The sequence below is a fragment of the Frigoribacterium sp. PvP121 genome (assembly GCF_017833115.1).
GTDB lineage: Bacteria > Actinomycetota > Actinomycetes > Actinomycetales > Microbacteriaceae > Frigoribacterium > Frigoribacterium endophyticum.
This window is the reverse complement of sequence record NZ_JAFIBR010000001.1, coordinates 2,859,520-2,878,654: the sequence shown is the minus strand read 5'-3', so window position 1 is coordinate 2,878,654 and position 19,135 is coordinate 2,859,520. Positions and strand designations below refer to the sequence as shown.

The 19,135-nt window shown below is 75.1% G+C and carries 17 protein-coding genes and 1 tRNA gene; 14 read left to right on the top strand and 4 right to left on the bottom strand.

Annotated features, from left to right (window positions below; translation table 11 throughout):
* Window positions 1-11 precede the first annotated feature (11 nt).
* Entirely contained in the window at window positions 12-782 is a 771-nt protein-coding gene (locus JOE43_RS13430) for a TIGR03943 family protein (protein WP_307803375.1), read from the top strand.
* Window positions 763-2,184 carry a hypothetical protein gene (locus JOE43_RS13425; protein ID WP_209518391.1) on the top strand — a complete coding sequence of 474 codons (1,422 nt, stop codon included), beginning with the start codon at window positions 763-765 and terminating at the stop codon, window positions 2,182-2,184. The genes JOE43_RS13430 and JOE43_RS13425 overlap by 20 nt, the downstream gene beginning before the upstream one ends.
* 25 nt (window positions 2,185-2,209) lie before the next feature.
* Here JOE43_RS13425 and JOE43_RS13420 read toward each other — a convergent pair whose 3' ends face one another.
* Window positions 2,210-2,500: a DUF4031 domain-containing protein gene (locus tag JOE43_RS13420; protein ID WP_209518389.1), complete on the bottom strand. Its 291-nt coding sequence runs from the start codon at window positions 2,498-2,500 to the stop codon at window positions 2,210-2,212.
* Between the two features lie 257 nt (window positions 2,501-2,757).
* On the opposite strand from JOE43_RS13420, the gene obgE reads away from it, so the two are divergent.
* From obgE to JOE43_RS15750, 9 genes are all read left to right on the top strand, one after another.
* A complete protein-coding gene (obgE, locus tag JOE43_RS13415; RefSeq protein WP_056056429.1) occupies window positions 2,758-4,293 on the top strand; it encodes a GTPase ObgE in 1,536 nt (511 codons plus the stop codon).
* Window positions 4,290-5,126, top strand: coding sequence for a glutamate 5-kinase (gene proB, locus JOE43_RS13410; protein WP_209518387.1), 837 nt, complete (start codon window positions 4,290-4,292; stop codon window positions 5,124-5,126). Before obgE ends, proB begins: the two co-directional genes overlap by 4 nt.
* Window positions 5,127-5,154: 28 nt before the next feature.
* Window positions 5,155-6,477, top strand: coding sequence for a glutamate-5-semialdehyde dehydrogenase (locus JOE43_RS13405; RefSeq protein WP_209518385.1), 1,323 nt, complete (start codon window positions 5,155-5,157; stop codon window positions 6,475-6,477).
* Between the two features lie 34 nt (window positions 6,478-6,511).
* Complete coding sequence (locus tag JOE43_RS13400; protein ID WP_209518383.1) at window positions 6,512-6,730, top strand: hypothetical protein; 219 nt, start codon at window positions 6,512-6,514, stop codon at window positions 6,728-6,730.
* A gap of 20 nt (window positions 6,731-6,750) precedes the next feature.
* Window positions 6,751-7,383, top strand: a complete 633-nt coding sequence (nadD, locus tag JOE43_RS13395; RefSeq protein WP_255354173.1) for a nicotinate-nucleotide adenylyltransferase — start codon at window positions 6,751-6,753, stop codon at window positions 7,381-7,383.
* On the top strand, window positions 7,380-8,717 hold the full coding sequence (locus JOE43_RS13390; protein WP_209518381.1) for a hypothetical protein: 1,338 nt from the start codon (window positions 7,380-7,382) through the stop codon (window positions 8,715-8,717). The genes nadD and JOE43_RS13390 overlap by 4 nt, the downstream gene beginning before the upstream one ends.
* Before the next feature lie 117 nt (window positions 8,718-8,834).
* A complete protein-coding gene (gene rsfS, locus JOE43_RS13385; RefSeq protein ID WP_209518379.1) occupies window positions 8,835-9,239 on the top strand; it encodes a ribosome silencing factor in 405 nt (134 codons plus the stop codon).
* 162 nt (window positions 9,240-9,401) lie between these two features.
* Window positions 9,402-9,474 (top strand) — tRNA-Ala (locus JOE43_RS13380).
* A 971-nt stretch (window positions 9,475-10,445) separates the two neighbouring features.
* Window positions 10,446-11,183 (top strand): general stress protein, encoded by a 738-nt coding sequence (locus JOE43_RS15750; RefSeq protein WP_245187156.1) that lies wholly within the window; start codon window positions 10,446-10,448, stop codon window positions 11,181-11,183.
* A 97-nt stretch (window positions 11,184-11,280) separates the two neighbouring features.
* On the opposite strand, the gene JOE43_RS13370 is transcribed toward JOE43_RS15750, so the two are convergent.
* Window positions 11,281-12,180, bottom strand: coding sequence for an SDR family oxidoreductase (locus JOE43_RS13370; RefSeq protein ID WP_209518378.1), 900 nt, complete (start codon window positions 12,178-12,180; stop codon window positions 11,281-11,283).
* A 168-nt stretch (window positions 12,181-12,348) separates the two neighbouring features.
* Between JOE43_RS13370 and JOE43_RS13365 the strand changes: the two genes are divergently transcribed.
* The 3 genes from JOE43_RS13365 (at window position 12,349) to JOE43_RS13355 (ending at window position 13,638) form a co-directional block, all read left to right on the top strand.
* Window positions 12,349-12,747: a DUF6578 domain-containing protein gene (locus JOE43_RS13365; protein ID WP_209518375.1), complete on the top strand. Its 399-nt coding sequence runs from the start codon at window positions 12,349-12,351 to the stop codon at window positions 12,745-12,747.
* 64 nt (window positions 12,748-12,811) lie between these two features.
* Entirely contained in the window at window positions 12,812-13,099 is a 288-nt protein-coding gene (locus JOE43_RS13360) for a hypothetical protein (protein WP_209518373.1), read from the top strand.
* Window positions 13,096-13,638: a MarR family winged helix-turn-helix transcriptional regulator gene (locus tag JOE43_RS13355; protein WP_209518370.1), complete on the top strand. Its 543-nt coding sequence runs from the start codon at window positions 13,096-13,098 to the stop codon at window positions 13,636-13,638. Before JOE43_RS13360 ends, JOE43_RS13355 begins: the two co-directional genes overlap by 4 nt.
* 95 nt (window positions 13,639-13,733) lie before the next feature.
* Here JOE43_RS13355 and JOE43_RS13350 read toward each other — a convergent pair whose 3' ends face one another.
* The gene (locus JOE43_RS13350; RefSeq protein WP_209518368.1) at window positions 13,734-15,056 is read right to left on the bottom strand and encodes a M1 family metallopeptidase; all 1,323 of its coding nucleotides are present in this window, start codon (window positions 15,054-15,056) and stop codon (window positions 13,734-13,736) included.
* A complete protein-coding gene (locus tag JOE43_RS13345) occupies window positions 15,053-19,126 on the bottom strand; it encodes a Pls/PosA family non-ribosomal peptide synthetase (protein ID WP_209518365.1) in 4,074 nt (1,357 codons plus the stop codon). Before JOE43_RS13345 ends, JOE43_RS13350 begins: the two co-directional genes overlap by 4 nt.
* Window positions 19,127-19,135: the final 9 nt, after the last annotated feature.

The window sequence follows — 19,135 nt, the reverse complement described above, 5'->3', positions numbered from 1 at the left end:
GGTGGCAGGGGGTGCTGCTCACGCTCGTCGTGGGCGTCTCGACCCTCTGGCTCGCCGCGACCGGACAGCTGATCCTCTACATCCACCCGCGCTACGTCGTGTTCACGGTCATCATGATCGCGATCGGCATGGTGCTCTCGCTCGGCGTGCTCGCCCTCGTGCCCGCCCGCGACGACCACGAGCACGAGGCCCCCGAGGAGGCGCCGGCCGGCCCCCGCAGGCCGCGTCGTCGCCGACGGGGCCGGGCCGGCCTCCGCGGCGCCGCCGTCACCGTCGGCGCCCTCGTCACGGTCGGCATCGCCGTCGCGCTCGTCGTGCTCCCGCCCGCGACGCTGACCAGCGCGACGGCCGGGCAGCGCGACGTGAACTCGTCGACGGCCTCGCTGAACGGCACCACGGTGGCCGACGCGGAGGCGGGCGACGCCGACGCGTACAAGTCGTTCAGCGTGCTCGACTGGGCCGGGCTGCTGCGCCAGACGAGCGACCTCGCGTTCTTCGAGGGCAAGACCGCCGACGTCGTCGGCTTCGTCGTGCCGGCCGGCGACGACCCCGACACGTTCTACGTGTCGCGCTTCGTCGTGACCTGCTGCGCCGTCGACGCCCAGCCCGTCGGCGTGCCGGTGCAGCTCGACGACTGGCAGAGCCAGCTCCAGCCCGACGAGTGGGTCGACGTCTCGGGCGGCTTCCGGGCCAACCAGAGCAGCGCGTCGACCGACCCGGTCGCGCTCGTCCCCGACAGCCTCGAGAAGGTCGGCCAGCCGAGTGACCCCTACCTCTACTGACCGCTGGTCGGCGGAGGGCGGGCTCGGCGGCGAGCCTCTCGACGACGCCGACCTGCGCCTCCGTCAGCGTCGTCGCTTCGTCGCGGTCGTCGCCGTGCTCGCGGTCGTCTGCGGGCTCTTCGGCGTGCTCACCCACCTGCAGGGGCCGAAGCTCACCGACGTGCAGGTCGACGCGAGCGCCGTCGTCGAGCGGTCGGGCCAGCAGCTGCGGCTGTTCTCGAACCAGGCCCTCGCGCACGTCGACCCCGACCAGGTCGTCGTCAGCCCGGCGGCGCCCTTCACGGTCGAGACGTCGGGCGACGTGGTCTCGGTGCAGTTCACCGACCGGCTGCGCTACGACACCGACTACCGCGTCAGCGTGTCGGGGGTGTCGAGCATCTACCAGCGGCAGACCTCCGACCTGGAGGCGCGGTTCAGCACCGAGCAGGCCGTCACCTGGCGCATCGTGCACGGTCGTGACGGCGCGGAGGACTCCCTCGAGCAGGCCGACCTGAAGGGCGGCGCCGACCGCCGCACGGTCTGGAGCGCGCCCCGGATCCAGGCGTACGAGGTCTTCGACAGCGCGGTGGCCGTGCTCACCGACGACGGCGAGCAGTCGACCCTCAGCCTCGTCTCGCTCGACGGGGTCGCCGCCGAGACCCTGCCCCTGCCCGAGGGGCCCGGGCTGGTCACGCAGCTCGGAGCCGACCGCGCGACCACCACCCTCGCGTTCTCGTGGCAGCCCGAGGGCTCCGAGCAGGCGACCCTCTACACGCTGCCGCTGCAGGGCCAGCGGGCCGTCGCGCCCGTCACGTCGATCGCGGGGCAGCCCCTCACGGTGCTCGACTGGCAGTTCGTCCCCGGGCTCGACAGCGTGGTGGCCCAGGCGACCGACGAGCAGGTGACCCTCTTCGACCTGAGCGGCGCCGCGCCTCCCCGGCCCCTCGGCACCTTCGTCGCGCTGCAGGGGGTCTCGCTCGACGGGCGGGGCATCGTCGCCGCGACGGCGCTGCAGGCCTTCCGGGTCGACCTGACGACGGGGGAGCAGACCCCGATCCCGTTCTCGGCGGTGGAGGGGCAGACGCCCTTCCGCGGCGAGCTCGTCGCCGTCGGCGCGACGGAGTACGTGCAGCAGGTGGCCCTGCCGACCGACGGCGGCACGAGCTTCAGCAGCCTGATCGTGCTCGACGACGAGCAGGAGGCGTGGGTCGTCTTCCGTCCGCCGAGCGGCTCCAGCGAGATCGAGGGCTTCTCCGTGTCGCCGAACGGGCAGTTCCTCGCGGTCGAGACCGCCACGGCGACGAGCCCGACCGACTACACCTACACGATCGACCCGACGCCGGCCGAGGTGACGACCACGGTCGTCGACCTGGCCTCGGGCGCGGTCGTGGCGAGCTTCCTCGGGCACGCCGCCTCCTGGTGAGGGGCGACGTCGGGCCCCCGGGCTCCTAGGGGCGCGGACGGCCCGGCAGTCCGCGCTTGACCCGCTGCGAGACGCGCAGGCCGCTGCGCTCGAGGCGGCGGGCGAGCTCGAGGCCGGAGACGGGCACGGCGCCGGCCGCGACGAGGTCGGCGAGACGGGACTCGGGCACGTCGTAGTGGTCGTGGTCGAAGCCCCGGCGGGGCACGTCGTGGGCCGCCGCGAAGGCGTGCAGCTCGTCGTACGACTCGTCGCTGACCAGGTGCGCCCAGAGGGTGTCGTGGGCGGGCCAGATGGCCTCGTCGATCAGGATGGTCACGCCGCCGATGCTACCCGCGCGTTGACGCCCGCCGAGGGCCCCCTGTATCGTGGAGAGTCGGTGCGCGCAGGCCCACGGTCGTGTCGGCATCCCCGGGCGTGATCTCGTCCGCCCCAACGACGTCCTCTCGCACCGCACCAGCGTCGCCCGTCCAGACGGTCCGGCGACGCGACCGAGCGGCGGGCACAGCCCGCTCCCTCGTGCTCGACCCGGGGCACCTTTCCCCGGCACACAGATCCAGAAGAGACTGAACACCCATGGCCACCTTCGTCGACCACGTGACCCTCCACCTCCGAGCAGGCAACGGGGGCAACGGCTGCGTCTCCGTCAAGCGCGAGAAGTTCAAGCCCCTCGCCGGCCCCGACGGCGGCAACGGCGGCAACGGCGGAGACATCGTGCTCGTCGCCGACGCCGGCGTCACCACGCTGCTCGGGTTCCACCGCGCCCCCCATCGCTCGAGCGAGAACGGCGGCCCCGGCATGGGAGACCACCGCAGCGGCACGCAGGGCACCGAGCTCGAGCTCGCCGTGCCGCTCGGCACCGTCGTGAAGTCCACCGACGGCACCGAGCTGATCGACATGACCGAGCACGGCACGCGCTACGTCGTGGCCGAGGCCGGCATCGGCGGCCTGGGCAACGCCGCCCTGTCGTCGACCAAGCGCAAGGCGCCCGGCTTCGCGCTGCTCGGCACCCCGGGCTGGCAGGGCGACGTCCTGCTCGAGCTGAAGGTCGTGGCCGACGTCGCGCTCGTCGGCTACCCGTCGGCCGGCAAGTCGAGCCTCGTCGCCGCGCTCTCGGCGGCCAAGCCGAAGATCGCCGACTACCCCTTCACCACCCTGCACCCGAACCTCGGCGTCGTCGAGTCGGGCGACACCCGCTACACGGTCGCCGACGTGCCCGGCCTGATCGAGGGCGCCAGCGAGGGCAAGGGCCTCGGGCTCGAGTTCCTCCGCCACGTCGAGCGCTGCTCGGCCCTGCTGCACGTGCTCGACTGCGCCACGCTCGAGCCCGGCCGCGACCCGCTGACCGACCTCGACGTCATCCTCCGCGAGCTCGAGGCCTACCCGGTTCCCGAGGGGCAGCTGCCGCTGCTCGAGCGCCCGCAGATGATCGCCCTCAACAAGGTCGACGTGCCCGACGGCCGCGAGCTCGCCGACTTCGTCACCCCCGAGCTCGAGGCCCGCGGCTACCGCGTCTTCGAGATCTCGGCCGTCAGCCACGAGGGCCTGCGCAACCTGTCGTTCGCCCTGGCCGAGGTCGTCGAGGCCAGCCGCGCCGAGATCGCCAGCCGACCCGCGCCTCCCCGCCTCGTCATGCGCCCCCGCGCCGTCAACGAGAAGCCGTTCGTCATCAGGGTCGAGGGCGGCACGTACGGCAACGTCTACCGCATCCTCGGCCAGAAGCCCGAGCGCTGGGTCGTGCAGACCGACTTCAACAACGAGGAGGCCGTGGGCTACCTGGCCGACCGCCTCAACGCGATCGGCATCGAGGACGCCCTGTTCAAGGCGGGCGCCCAGGCCGGCTCCACCGTGCTGATCGGCCCCGAGGGCGGCATCGTCTTCGACTGGGAGCCCACGCTCACCTCGACCGCCGAGCTGATGACCTCGGCCCGTGGCACCGACCCGCGCCTGATCAAGAACGACCGCCCCACCCGCAACCAGCGCCGCGAGGACTACTTCGAGCGCATGGACGCGAAGGCGGAGGCGCGGGCCGAGCTCCAGCGCGAGCGCGCGGCCGGTCTCTGGACCGACGACGAGGGCTTCCTCGTCACGGAGGGCGACGAGCGGGAATGAGCACCGAGGGCCCCCTCGTGACCCCGGCGCGCCCCGACGGCGGCCCGGTGGTCGACCGGGCCGGCATCGCCCGGGCCCGCCGCATCGTGGTCAAGGTCGGCTCGTCGTCGATCAGCGGCGAGAACGTCGGCCAGATCGAGCCCCTCGTCGACGCGCTCGCCGACGCCTACGCGCGCGGCGCCGAGGTCGTGCTCGTCTCGTCCGGCGCCATCGCGACGGGCCTGCCGCACCTGCGGCTCGACTCGCGACCGACCGACCTCGCGACCCAGCAGGCGGCGGCCGCGGTGGGCCAGAACGTCCTGATCTACCGCTACCAGCAGAGCCTCCGCCGGCACGGCATCGTCGCCGGCCAGGTGCTGCTCACGGCGGGCGACATGCGCGACCCGACGCCGCGCAGCAACGCTCAGCGCGCGATGGACCGCCTGCTCGAGCTGCGGATCCTGCCGATCGTCAACGAGAACGACACCGTCGCGACCCACGAGATCCGCTTCGGCGACAACGACAGGCTCGCCGCCCTGGTCGCCGAGCTGATCGGCGCCGACGCCCTCGTGCTGCTCAGCGACGTCGACGCGCTCTACACCCGGCCGCCGCACGAGCCCGGGGCGGTCGCGCTCGTCGACGTCCCGGTCGGCGACGACCTCGCCGGCGTCACGTTCGGCGACGCGGGCGCCGCCGGGGTCGGCACGGGCGGCGCCGGCACCAAGGTGGCCGCGGCCCGCCACGCCGCCGCGGCGGGCACGCCGGTGCTCGTCACGTCGACGGCGAACGTGGCGCTCGCGCTGGCGGGGGCCGCGGTCGGGACCTTCTTCGAGGCCGCGCCCCGCGCCTCCTGAGGGCTGCCCGCGGGCTTAAGATCTCGGCATGACGACCCTCGTGCCCACGCCCGTCGACCCCGCCTCCTCGTCGGCCGGCGCCCCCGTGCCGACGGACCCTGCGACGCCGTCGGTGCACGACTCGCTCGTCGCGGCCCGTGCGGCGTCGCGCGTGCTGGCACAGCTCACCAGCGACCGGAAGGACGCCGCGCTGCACGCGATCGCCGACGCGGTCGTGGCCCAGGCCGACCGCGTGCTCGCCGCCAACGCGCTCGACCTCGAGCAGGCCGACCGCGACGGGGTGGCCCCGGGCCTCCGCGACCGGCTGCGCCTCGACCTTCCGCGCCTCGAGGGCCTCGCGGCCGCCACCCGGCTCGTCGCCGGCCTCGTCGACCCGGTCGGCGAGAGCGTGCGCGGTCGGGTCCTGCCGAACGGGCTGCGCCTCGACCAGGTGCGCGTGCCCTTCGGCGTGGTCGGCGCGATCTACGAGGCGCGGCCCAACGTCACCGTCGACATCGCGGCCCTCGCGCTCAAGAGCGGCAACGCGGCCGTGCTCCGCGGGGGCAGCGCGGCCCGTCGGTCGAACACGGCCCTGGTGGAGGTCATCAGGGAGGCGCTGGTCGCCTCCGGCCTGCCCGCCGACGCCGTCGTGACCATCGACCAGCACGGCCGCGAGGGCGCCGCCGAGCTGATGCGCGCGCGCGGCCTCGTCGACGTGCTCGTGCCGCGGGGGAGCGCGGCCTTCATCGAGACCGTCGTGCGCGAGTCGACCGTGCCGGTGATCGAGACGGGCGCGGGCGTCGTCCACGTCTTCCTCGACGAGAGCGCGGACGAGGCGACCGCCGTCGACGTGGTCGTCAACAGCAAGGTGCAGCGGCCGAGCGTCTGCAACGCCCTCGAGACGCTCCTGGTGCACGAGCGGGCCGCCGACCGCCTGCTGCCGGCGGTGCTGGGGGCCCTCCGCGCCTCCGGCGTGACCGTCCACGGCGACGAGCGCGTGCGCGCCGTCGACGCCGACGTCGTGCCGGCCACCGACGACGACTGGGCGACGGAGTACATGAGCCTCGACCTCGCGGTGCGCGTCGTGGCCGACGTCGACGCGGCGATGCAGCACATCGAGCGCTGGTCGACGCGGCACACCGAGTCCATCGTCACGGCCGACCACGCGACGGCGGAGAGGTTCCTCGCCGAGGTCGACAGCGCCGTCGTCATGGTCAACGCGTCGACCCGGTTCACCGACGGGGGCGAGTTCGGCTTCGGGGCCGAGGTGGGCATCTCGACCCAGAAGCTGCACGCGAGGGGGCCGATGGGGCTGCCCGAGCTGACCAGCACGAAGTGGCTCGTGCGCGGCACCGGCCAGGTGCGCGGCTAGACTGGCCCGGATCACCCCTCGGAACGGAGAACCCATGCTCGACGTCGCCCTCTTCGCCGCTGCCCACGAAGACCTGGCCCCGCTCATCGCGCCGCCGGCTGCCATCTCCGCGGTGTTCGGCGTGTTCTTCCTGTTCCTCGGCTACGTCGTGTGGAGCTACCGCGACGTCTCCAACCGCTCGCCGCGCAAGGCGTCCACGCAGGCGCACCACGAGGGCCCCGTCGACGAGTTCGGCCACCCCGAGCAGCACTGACCGGGCGGGCTGAGAGCGTGGTGGCGGTCGCCCCGGCGGCGACCCTCGAGGGCGTCGACGAGCAGCACCGTCGACCCCGCATCGGGATCATGGGCGGCACGTTCGACCCGATCCACCACGGTCACCTGGTCGCGGCCAGCGAGGTCGCCCAGTCGTTCGCCCTCGACGAGGTCGTGTTCGTGCCGACCGGCCAGCCCTACATGAAGGCGGCGCCCAGCGACAGCGAGCACCGCTACCTGATGACGGTCATCGCGACCGCGTCGAACCCGATGTTCACGGTCAGCCGCGTCGACATCGACCGCGGCGGCCCCACCTACACGATCGACACCCTCCGCGACATCCGCTCGCAGCACCCCGACGCCGAGCTCTTCTTCATCACGGGCGCCGACGCCGTCGCCCAGATCATCGACTGGAAGGACGTCGAGGAGCTCTGGGCCCTGGCCCACTTCGTCGCCGTCACGCGCCCCGGGCACGACCTGAGCGTTGGTGGATTGCCGGAGAGCGACGTAAGCTTGCTCGAAGTCCCCGCCTTGGCGATCTCGTCGACCGATTGCCGCGCCCGGGTCGGTCGCGATCACCCGGTGTGGTACCTGGTCCCCGACGGAGTCGTCCAGTACATCTCCAAGCACCACCTGTACAGGAGCCACTCATGAGTTCGACCGACGGCCAGCCGCCGCTCACCAGGCGTCAGGTCCGCGACCTCGAGCGAGCCCGACAGGGGTCCGCCGCCCTCACCGGCGAGCAGCCCGCCGCCGAGGCCCCGGCCAGCTCCGCCCCCTCGCCCGTCTCGGCCGCGCCCGTGACCGAGGAGGTCGTGCGGCCCGTTCCGTCGTCGCTGGTGGCTCCGGTGTCGAGCCCGGCCGTCGCCTCCTCCGCTCCGTCTCCCGCCTCCGCACCGGCGCCGACGTCGGCGTCTGCGCCGTCGTCGGTCTCGGGCCCGCCCGCCTCCGTCGCCGAGCCGGGTCAGCTCACCCGTCGGCAGCTGCGCGCCCTGCGCGACGCCGAGGCCGCCCGCGGCCCCGTGCCGCTGCAGGCCCCCGGCCCCGAGCCGCGGCGCACGCTCTCTGAGGCGCTCGACACGGTCGACCAGATCGTCTCCCCGATCGAGGGCGGCGAGGGCTCCCTCGTCGTCGCCAGCGCGCCCACGGCGTCTCGATCGGCCTCGACGGCGCCGGCCTCGGCTCCGCCCGCCTCGGCCCCGCCCGCCGGCGAGGGCCTGCCGGCGTCGGTGCGACCGCCGGTGTCGTCGGCCCCGTCGGTGCTGCCGACCCCGGACGACTCGACGGCCGACGACGGCGCCGCCCCCGGGCCGCGTCGCACCGGAGAGGTGCGCCCGGCCTCCGCGCCCGCGCCCACGTCGACCCCGACCGTCTTCCCGCTCGACCTCGCGGGGGAGCGGCCCTCGTCGGCGCCGTCGGAGCCCGTCGCGTCCCTGCGGCCGGCCGGGCTCGACCCCGTCGCCCCCGCCCCGGTGGCGGAGGCCGCCCCGGCGTCGGTGCCCGAGCCGACCGGCTTCGTGCCGCCTGTCGGGCACTGGACGACGCAGGTCGACGCGCCCGACGACGAGAGCGCCCCGGGTCGCGCGCTCGGGACCCACACGGGCCAGACGAACGCGTTGATCCTCACCGACCAGCAGGTCGCCGACGTCACCGGGGCGCTCAACGCCACGGGCGAGATCATCATCACCGGCTCCATCGACCTCCCTCGCAGCCTCGGCGCGACCGGGTCGCAGGCCCGCATCGACAACTCCGAGATCGACCGCCTCATGGAGGCCGGCGACGCGGAGTCCGCCGACACCGACGCCGCGCCCGTCCGGGCCAGCAGGGCCATCAGCACGCACACCTCCACCCGCTCGGTCGTACTCGCCGCGGCCCAGCCGGCGGCCAACCGGCTGCCGCTCGTGCTCGGGATCGTCGGCGGTGGCGTGGGCCTTGGTATCATCGGTGTCATCGTCTACGGCTTCTCGACCGGAGTCCTGGGCGGCTGACCTCCGACCCCCACCGGGTCGGCGTGGTGGCGGGCTCGACCCGACCACCGCCTCCTGAACACACTGGCCGTCCCTGACGGCCGCCTCCACCACATCCGTCCCTACCCAGAGGATCCCTTGACAGCCACCCCTCGCGCCATCGAGCTCCTGCAGATCGCCGCCCGCGCCGCAGACGACAAGCAGGCCGACGACCTCGTCGCGCTCGACGTCACCGAGCCGCTGCCCCTCACCGACGTGTTCCTCCTCGCCTCCGGGCGCAGCGAGCGCAACGTCGTCGCCATCGCCGGCGAGATCGAAGACAAGCTGCTCGAGCACGGCGTCAAGACGCTGCGCCGCGAGGGCCGGGCCGAGGGCCGTTGGGTCCTGCTCGACTTCGGCGACCTCGTCGTCCACGTCTTCCACGACGAAGACCGCCAGTACTACTCGCTCGAGCGACTGTGGAGCGACTGCCCGACCATCCCGCTCGACGTCGTGACCGAGGCTGCGGCCGCTGAGTCGGCTGAGGCTCCTGCCGAGGCCTAGCCCGGCTCGCCCTCCGGGGTGTTCGACCTGACGGAGACCCGGCTACGGCCGGGTCTTCGTGCGTCCGGGATGCCGTCGGGGCAGGGTGTACTCGAGCCCTCGAAATCTGTAGTAAGGTTGACGAGTTGCTTCGGAAGGGGCAACGGAACATCAACAGAACATGGGTCTGTGGCGCAGCTGGTAGCGCACCTGCATGGCATGCAGGGGGTCAGGGGTTCGAGTCCCCTCAGATCCACCCGAACGAAGAGGCTCTCCCGCTGGGAGAGCCTCTTCTCGTTTCTGCCTCTGTGCGCTCGCGTCGGCGGGTCGCCAGTGCGCTGCGCTCATCGAGGTGCCGCATTCTGGGCGCTGCGCGGGGGTGGGGGCCCAGGACGCGTCGTCTCGGCGTGGTGGGGGCGTGGGTGTGGGCGTGGTTGCGCGCGAGTCGTGGGTGCTGCGCTCACCGAGGTGGCGCGTTCTGGGGGCTGCGCGGGGGTGGGGGCCCAGGACGCGTCGTCTGGACGTGGTGCGGGTGTGGGTGCGCGCGAGACGCGGGTGCCGCGCTCATCGATGTGGCGTGTTCTGGGTGCTGCGCGGGGGTGGGGGCCCGGAAGGCGTCGTCTCGACGAGGTGCTGGCCATGAGCGGCCCGGCGCTGCGCGCCGCCCTTTCTCCACCTCGGAACCTCATGGTGACCCCGCTCGCGACGTGGGGTGCGTGCGTGGTTCGTAGGTCAGCGCGATGAGCGCGGCGTGCCGCTCATCGAGGTGACGCGTTGTGGGGGCGGCGCGGGGGTGGGCGCCCAGGAAGGGGCGTCTCGGCGTGGTGGGGGTGTGGGGGCGCGCGCGGCGCGGGTGCTGCGCTCGTCGAGGTGTCGCGTTGTGGGGGCTGTGCGGGGGTGGGGGCCCAGGATGCGTCGTCTCGGCGTGGTGCGGGTGGTGGGGGCGCGCGCGGCGCGGGTGCTGCGCTCGTCGCGCTGTCGCGTCCCGGGGCGGCGCGGGGGTGTGGGCCCAGGACGGGGCGCCTCCGGGTGGCGCGGCCGAGGGCGGCCCGGCGCCGCGCGCCGACCTCTCGCCACGGGGCGGGCGACGCCGTGCGCGCGCCGCGCCCGGCGCCGCGCGCCGACCTCTCGCCACGGGGCGGGCGACTCCGTGCGTGCGCCGCAGGGACGCTGGGGGAGGGCTGTGCATCGGCTCCACGCGGCGACGCGACGGGGTAGACATCAGGCATGACCGACCAGCAGCCCGTCCCGAGCCCGACCCCCGACGACGACGCGACCCGCGCCTCCGGCGGTCCCGCCCCCGAGTCGCGACCGCGCCCCGCCTACGGCGAGTACGCCCCCACCCCCGCGGGAGGCGCCGCCCCCGACGCGGGCCAGGGCCAGGCCCCCCAGGGCGCCCCCGCTCCCGCCCCCGCCCACCAGGGCGTCGTGCCCCCGCAGCCGGGCTACCAGGCCCCCGGGGGCAGCACGCCCCAGGCGACCCCCGGCCTGCCCGGCATCGGTGCGTTCGCCGGCGGCGGGCACCCGCAGACCCTCGCCACCTTCACGAAGTACGAAGACGCGCAGGCCGCCGTCGACCTGCTCAGCGACGAGGGCTTCCCCGTCGAGAGCGTCTCGATCGTCGGCCACGACATCCGCACCGTCGAGAACGTCGCGGGTCGCCTCACGACCGGCAAGGCGGCCGTCCGCGGAGCCGGCGGCGGCGCGTGGTTCGGCCTCCTGCTCGGCCTGCTCTTCGGCATCTTCGCCAGCAACGTGGCCCTGATCGGCGTCCTGCTCGTCGCCGTCGGCGCCGGAGCCCTCTGGGGCGCCCTGTGGGGCGCCATCGGCCACGCGGCGACGCGCGGCCGCCGCGACTTCTCCTCCGTCAAGACGATGGAGGCGGGGCGGTACGAGGTGCTCGTCCGCGGTGAGCTCGCCGCCCGCGCGCACCAGGTGCTCGCGACCGGCCGCAAGGTCGCGTAGCGAGCCCGGCACCGGCACCACGCACCGGCCCCGGCACTGCGCACGACGGCGCCCGACCCCGCGAGGGGCCGGGCGCCGTCGTCTGCGCGGGACGCCACTACGGCGTGACCATCCCACCGTTGACGTTCAGCGTCTCGCCGGCGACGAAGCTCGACTCGGCGCTGGTGAGGAAGACGTACGCCGGAGCCTGCTCGGCCGGCTGCGCCGCCCGCCCCATCGGCGACTCGCTCGAGCCGAACTCGGGCAGCGTCTCGGGGTCGACGCCGCGGGTGACCTGCAGAGCCGACCAGGTGGGGCCGGGCGCGACGACGTTGACGCGGATGCCGCGCGTGATGAGCTGCTGCGCGAGCCCCTTCGAGAAGTTGTTGATCGCGCCCTTCGTGGTCGCGTAGTCGAGGCGGTCGGGCGCGGGCACGTACGCCTCGAGCGACGCCGTGTTGACGATGGTCGAGCCGGGCGCGAGGTGCGGCAGCGCGGCCTTGACGATGAAGAACGGCGCGAAGACGTTCGTGCGGAAGGTCTCCTCGAACTGCTCGTCGCTGATCTCCTCGATCGTCGGCTGCCAGACCTGCTTGCCGGCGACGTTGACGATCGCGTCGAGCCCGCCCATGCCCTCGACGGCGCGCGCCACGAGCTCCCGGCAGAAGGAGGCGCTGGTCAGGTCACCGGGGACGGCCACGGCCTTCCGGCCCGCCGCCTCCACCTGCTCCATCACGTGGCGGGCGTCCTCCTCCTCCTCGGGCAGGTACGAGAGGGTGACGTCGGCGCCCTCCCGGGCGAAGGCGATCGCGACCGCGGCGCCGATGCCGGAGTCGGCCCCGGTGATCAGGGCCTTCCGGCCCGTGAGGCGGCCGGTGCCGCGGTAGGTCGCCTCGCCGAGGTCGGGCACCGGGGTCATCGCCGACTGCAGGCCGGGTTCCGGCTGCTGCTGCACCTCGGGGCTGATCACGGGGTAGCGGTGGCGGGGGTCGTCGAACGTGTACTGGTCGCTGGTCATGCCTCCGTCGTACGCCCCGCACCTCCCGGGACGCCGTGCCGTACCCCTCCGCACCACGTGCTCGACGGGGCTGTCAAGGGGGCACCACGGGGCGTCGATGGCGGTGAGGGTGGAGGCGACGGGGCGGGCACGACGAGGCAGGCCCGGGGCGACGGCGAGGAGGCGCGGGTGGCGACGAGCGTGACGGTGTGGGTCGACGCGTGGCAGCTGGTGCAGGGGCACGACGTCTTCCGGGTCGCCGACGTCGTGAGCTGGCCCGTCACGGTGCCCGCGCCCGGCGCCGACCGGCTGGCCGGGCTGCACGCCCCCGCCGACCCCGACCTGCTCGTCGAGCACTACGCGTCGACGCACCGGGTGAGCACCGTGACCGGCACCGTCGCAGCGATCGAGCGGGCGTCGGCGCCCGTCGCCGTCGTGCTCCGGCGCCCGGGGCGACGGCAGCCGGCGCCGGCGGCGTGGAACGTCGTCTCGGTGCTCGGCACCCTCGACTGGGACGACCGGGGGCGCGCCGCGTGGTTCTGCGGCTACCTCGTGACGCTGGTCGACGTCGAGCTCGACGACCCGTGACCGACGCCCGCCTCTCGGCTGAGGGGATTCCGTTGGTGTCCCAACGATCTGTACACTCGTCGTCATGGCCCGAGCACCCCGAGACCGAGCACCCCGCGACCGCGACCCCCACGCCCACGGCAGCCGCTTCGGCGACCTCGTCGAGGCGATGAACGCCCGCCTGCGCCCCTACATCGGCGGCGCGCAGCTCGGCCTCAAGAACGAGGCGCCCCCGGTGGCGCCGGCGCACGGCGGAGCCTGCCCGCTCTGCGGCGCGCCCATGGACGAGCACGTGGTCGACCGCACCGGCCCCCGCACGATGGTGCACTGCCCGGGCACCCCCCGCGCCGCCCAGGCCGGCGCGGGCTCGTGAGCGCCCCCGGCACCACGGCCGTCGACAGCGCCGCCGTCGACCCGCTCGCCCTCGAGAGCCAGATCTGCTTCGCGCTCTCGGTCGCGTCGCGGAGCATCGTCGCCGCCTACCGGCCCGTGCTCGAGCCCTTCGGCCTCACGCACCCGCAGTACCTCGTCATGCTCGCCCTCTGGGAGCACCGGGGGAGGCGCGGTGAGGGCCCCACGGGCGAGCCCGGCCCCGACGACCGCCCGCTGTCGATCCGCGACCTCGCGCGCCTCCTCCGGCTCGACCCCGGCACCCTCTCTCCGCTCGTGAAGCGGCTGGAGGCGCAGGGCCTGCTCACGAGGCGCCGTCACGTCGACGACGAGCGCACCCTGGCCATCGAGCTGACCGGGGTGGGGCAGGCGCTCCGGGGCGAGGCCGAGGCGATCCCCGGCCGCATGATGCGTCGCCTCGGCGTGACGCGCGACGAGCTGGTCGTGCTGCACCGCACGATGACGAGGCTGATCGCCGCGGCCGAGGGCGAGGCCCTCGACGACGCGGCCTCCGCGGGCTGAGCCGACCCGCGCCTCCCGCGGGCGTCGCCCTGTCGGCCGGAGCCCCGGCGGCCAGGCCCGGAGGCCGAGCCCCGGGAGGCCGAGCCCCGGGAGGGTCAGCCCCCCGCGCCCCGCCGCGGCAGCGACGGCAGCGCCGTCTGGTCGAGCCAGGCCGCGAACAGCAGCGCCAGCGAGTCGTCGGTCGTGTCGGTGACCTCGTCGCAGAGCTCGACGAAGTCGTCGGTGCTGACGACGCCGTGGCGGTGGCGGGCCGTCCACTCGCGAAGCACGGTGAAGAAGGCGTCGTCGCCGATCGTGAGGCGCAGCGCGTGCAGCGTGAGCGCCCCGCGCTTGTAGACGCGGTCGTCGAACATCGCGTCGGGCCCCGGGTCGCCGACGACGATGTCGTGCGGCGGCAGGGCGAGCCGCAGCCGCGTGCGCTGGGCGTGCGCGTGGGCGGTGGTGCCGCCGTCGTGCTCCGACCAGAGCCACTCGGCGTAGCAGGCGAAGCCCTCGTTGAGCCAGATGTCGCGCCAGTCGGCGAGGCCGACGCTGTTGCCGAACCACTGGTGCGCGAGCTCGTGCGCGATGAGCCGCTCGGTGCCCGACCTCCCGTCGACGTGGTTGGCGCCGAAGACCGCGGCCCCCTGCGCCTCCAACGGGATCTCCAGCTCGTCGGCCGTGACGACGACGGTGTACCCGGGGAAGGGGTAGGGGCCGAAGGCGCCGACGAAGCAGGCCACCATGCGGTCGAGGGGCGCGAAGTCGTGCGCGGCGCGGTCGTGCAGCTCGGGCGGGGCGACGACCAGGCCGGCGACGGGGGCGGCCTCGGTGCCGAGGGCGACGGGCACGGTCTCGTAGCGGCCGATCTGCACGGTCGCGAGGTAGGTCGAGGTCGGCTCGGGCTGCACGTACGTCCAGGTGACCTTGCCGGCGGTGGTGCGGCGGTCGGTCAGCTCGCCGTTGCAGACGACCGTGTAGCCGTGCTCGGCCGAGACGCTGATGCGGTAGCTCGCCTTGTCGGCGGGGCGGTCGTTGCACGGGAACCAGGTCGGCGCGCCCGTCGGCTGCGCGGCCACGATGACGCCGTCGTCGAGCTCCTCCCAGCCGAGCTCGCCCCAGGGGCTCTGCCGGGGGGCCGGCGTGCCCGAGTAGTCGACCCGGACGACCAGCCGGGCCCCCGCCTCCACCGGCTCGGGCAGGGTGACCGTGAGCTTGCCGGCCGTGTGGCGCGAGCGCGCGCGGGCCCCGTCGACCCTGACCTTCTCGACGCGGAGGCCGACGAGGTCGAGCTGCAGGCTCCGGAGGCGCGTGGCCGCCACCGCGGTCACGGTCGCCGTCCCGTCGAGCCGGTTGGTGGCCACGCGGTAGGCCAGCTCGAGGTCGTACGACTCGGCCGACCAGGTCTCGTCACCGCTGCCGGGGGCGTACGAGGTCACGAGGTGACGGCGTGGTAGTCGGCGAACGTGACCTCGCGCCACGGGCCGATCGGGTTGCCGCTCCAGCGGCTGCCGGCGGGCACGCCCTCGCCGCGCATCACGAGCGAGGCGGGGCCGACGGTCGCGTGCTCGCCGAGCACGGCGGCGGGCAGCACGACGCCGTGCGGCCCGAGGGTCGCCCCGGCGCGGAGCGTGACGGAGTCCATGGACATGATTCGATCATGGAACAGGTGCGTCTGCACGACGCAGCCCCGGTTGACGGTGCTGCCGTCGCCCAGCGTGACGAGGTCGGCCTCGGGCAGCCAGTAGCTCTCGGTCCAGACGCCGCGGCCGATCCGGGCGCCCAGGCTGCGCAGCCACCAGACAAGGGCGGGCGTGCCGCTGGCCGCGCGGGCGAACCACGGTGCGGCGCACATCTCGACGAACACGTCGGCGGTCTCGCTGCGCCAGACGAACGACGACCAGAGCGGCTGCTCGGAGGCGCGCACCCGGCCGATCAGCAGCCACTTCGCGGCGGTGCTGACGGCCGCGGCGACGGCCCCGGCGGCGAGCAGCAGGACGGCGCTGAGCAGGGAGGCGGCGAGCAGGCCGAGCGCGGAGGTCACGGCCCAGAGGCCGAAGACGAGGCCGAGGCCGATCAGCACGGTGACGACGACGGGCACGACCCGGCTGAGCTCCCAGGCGACGCGGGCGGCGCGCAGCCGGGCTGGCGGACGGAAGGTGCGTGACTCGTCGGCGACCGCGACCGTGCGGCGCAGCCGGACGGGCGGCGAGCCGAGCCACGACGAACCGGCCTTGGACGAGCGCGGGGCCGCCGAGAGCACGGCGACGAGGCCGTCCTTCGGCACCGTGTGCCCGGGCCCGGCCATGCCCGAGTTGCCGAGGAAGGCGCGGCGGCCGATCTCGGCCCGGGCGACGCGCAGCCAGCCGCCGCCGAGCTCGTACGAGGCGACGAGGGTGTCGTCGGCGAGGAAGGCCCCGTCGCGGATCGTCGTCATGCACGGCAGCAGCAGCACGGTCGAGGCCTCGACGTCGCGGCCGACGCGGGCCCCGAGGAGGCGCAGCCAGACCGGGGTCGCGAGGCTCGAGTACAGCGGGAAGAGGTACGTGCGGGCGAGGTCGAGCAGGCGCTCGGTGCTCCAGATCTGCCAGCCGACGCGGCTGCGCACGGCCCAGGTGCCCTCGCGGACGCCGAGGGCGAGCAGGCGGACGGCCCCGACGACGACGAGCGCCGCGACGACGCCGGCCAGCAGGGTGCCCGGCACCGCCCCCGCGACGGCCCGCCACCAGGCCTCGCCGAGGGTGGCCGAGCCCCGCACGCTCGCGGCGACGACGGCGCCGCCGGCGGAGAGCGAGGCGACCGGCAGCAGGCTGATCAGCAGTGACGAGACGCCGTAGGCCCACAGCCAGGGCCGCGCGCGGTCGGGCCGCTCGGCCGGCCACCAGGTGCGGGCCTTGCCGACGCGGGCGGCGGGGGAGCCCGACCAGGCCTGGCCCGCCGGCACCCGCCCGAAGACGGCGGAGCCCGGCGCGACGGTCGCGTGCTTGCCGATGCGGGTGCCCGGCAGCAGGGTGCTGCGCATGCCGACGGTGCTGCCCGCCCCGATCCGCACGGCGCCGAGGCGCAGCACGTCGCCGTCGACCCACCAGCCCGACAGGTCGACCTCGGGCTCGATCGACGCGCCCCGGCCGACGCGCAGCATGCCCGTCACGGGCGGCAGGGTGTGCAGGTCGACGTCGGGGGCGATGCGCGCGCCGAGGGCGCGGGCGTAGTAGCTGATCCACGGGGCCCCGGCGAGGCCGGTCGCCGCGGTCTGCAGCTGCACCTGCTCGGCGAGCCACAGCCGCAGGTGGACGCCGCCGCCGCGCGGGTGGTCGCCCGCGGCGACCCCGGACAGCAGGAGTCGCGCCGCGGCCACCGAGATCGCCATCCGCCCCGGCGGCGTCACGAACACGACGATCCCGACGACCAGCAGCCACACGTCGACCCGCGGCAGCACGTCGAAGCCGCCCGCCGCGCGCAGCACGGTGGACGCGGTGAGCGCGATCGTCAGCCAGCGGAGGCCGGCGAGGAGGTGCAGCGGCAGGCCGAGCAGCGTCTGCACCCACTGGGTGCGGGCGGGGACGGGCAGCGACCGGTGGTGCTCGGTGCGGGAGGGGCCTGCCGGGTCTCCCGCGACTCCGGCCCGTCGCTGGGCGAGGTCGTCGGCCATCGCGCCGAGGCGCGGGTGCGAGTAGACGTCGGCGACGGTGTACTCGGGGTCGCGCTCGCGGATGCGCGCCACCAGCTGGGCCGCGGCGAGCGAGCCGCCGCCGAGGTCGAAGAACTCGGCGGAGGCGTCGCCGACGGGGAGGCCCAGGACGGCCTGCCAGTCGGCCGCCAGCACGGCCTCGTCGGGCCCGAGGGCGCCCGGCCCCGTGCCGCTGCCCGTGCCCGCCGGGCCGTCGTCGGGGGCCTGGTCGGCGAGGGGCCAGGGCAGGGCGTCGCGGTCGATCTTGCCGGAGGTCTTGGTGGGCAGGTCGCCGTCGACGACGGTGAGGAGGGGGACGAGGGCGGCGGGCAGCGCCTCGCGGAGGCGGGCGAGGGCGGCGGCGCGGTCGAGCGTCGGGGCGGGTGCGGTGGCTGTGCCTGCGCCGGGGCCCGCACCCGCGCCGCCGCCGTGCAGGGCGAGGTAGCCGACGATGACCCGGTTGCCGGCTGACGTCTCGCGGACGGCGGCGGCGGCGCCCGCGACGCCGGGCAGCGCCTGGAGCGCCGACTCGATCTCGCCGAGCTCGATGCGGCGCCCGCCGACCTTGACCTGGTCGTCGGCCCGGCCGCGGAAGACGAGGCCTTCCCGGTCGAGCACGACGAGGTCGCCGCTGCGGTACGCCCGCGACCAGCCGAGCTGCGGGTGCGGGGCGTACTTCTCGGCGTCCTTGGCGGGGTCGAGGTACCGGGCGAGGCCGACGCCGCCGATGATGAGCTCGCCGACCTCGCCCTCCGCGACCGGGTCGCCCGCGGGGTCGACGACGGCGACGTCCCAGCCGAGCAGGGGCAGGCCGATGCGGACGGTCGCGCCGGGCACGACGAGGGCGCCGGTCGCGACGACCGTCGACTCGGTCGGGCCGTAGGTGTTCCAGACCTCGCGGCCGTCGCCGCAGACGCGGTCGACGAGCTCGGGCGGGAAGGCCTCGCCGCCGAAGATGAGCAGGCGCACCGACTCGAGCGCCTCGGCCGGCCAGAGCGCGGCGAGCGTCGGCACGGTCGAGACGACGGTGATGCCGTGGGTGACGAGCCAGGGGCCGAGGTCGGCGCCGGTGCGCACGAGGCTGCGCGGGGCGGGCACGAGGCAGGCGCCGCTGCGCCAGGCCAGCCACATCTCCTCGCAGGAGGCGTCGAAGGCGACCGAGAGGCCCGCGAGCACGCGGTCACCGGGCCCGAGCGGGCCCAGCGGGTCGTCGGCGAGGAAGAGCTCGGCCTCGGCGTCGGCGAACGCGGCGGCTGCACGGTGGCTCGCCGCGACTCCCTTGGGGGTGCCGGTCGACCCCGAGGTGAAGATGACCCAGGCGTCGTCGGCGGGCTCGGGGCGCGGCGGCCGGGCCGGGGCACCGGGCCCGCGGCGGTCGGCGGTGCTGGCGTGCGGGGCCCGGGCGCCGAAGAGCGGCACGCCCTGGGTCTCGTCCTGCCCCGCGGTGCGGAACACCCCTCCGGCGCCGACGACGCCCGCGACCTGCGCCTCGCCGAAGACGAGGTCGGCGCGCTCCTCCGGGTCGTCGGCGTCGACCGGCACGTAGGCCGCGCCCGCGGTCAGCACGGCGAGGATCGCGACGTAGAGCCGCCGGTCGCCCGAGGGCATGCGCACGCCGACCCGGTCGCCGCGGCCGACGCCGGCGGCGGCGAGGGCGCTCGCGGCGACGGCGACCTGGGCCGACAGCTCGCGGTAGCTGAGGGCGCCGCGCTCGTCCTCGAGGGCGGAGGCCTCGGGGTGGGCGGCGGTGGTCGCCTCGAGCACGTCGACGAGGGTGCGCGGGGCGGCGGCGCGGCCGGAGCGGAGGAAGGGGTCGAGGGGCGTGCCGGCGTCGGGCATGGGGTCTCC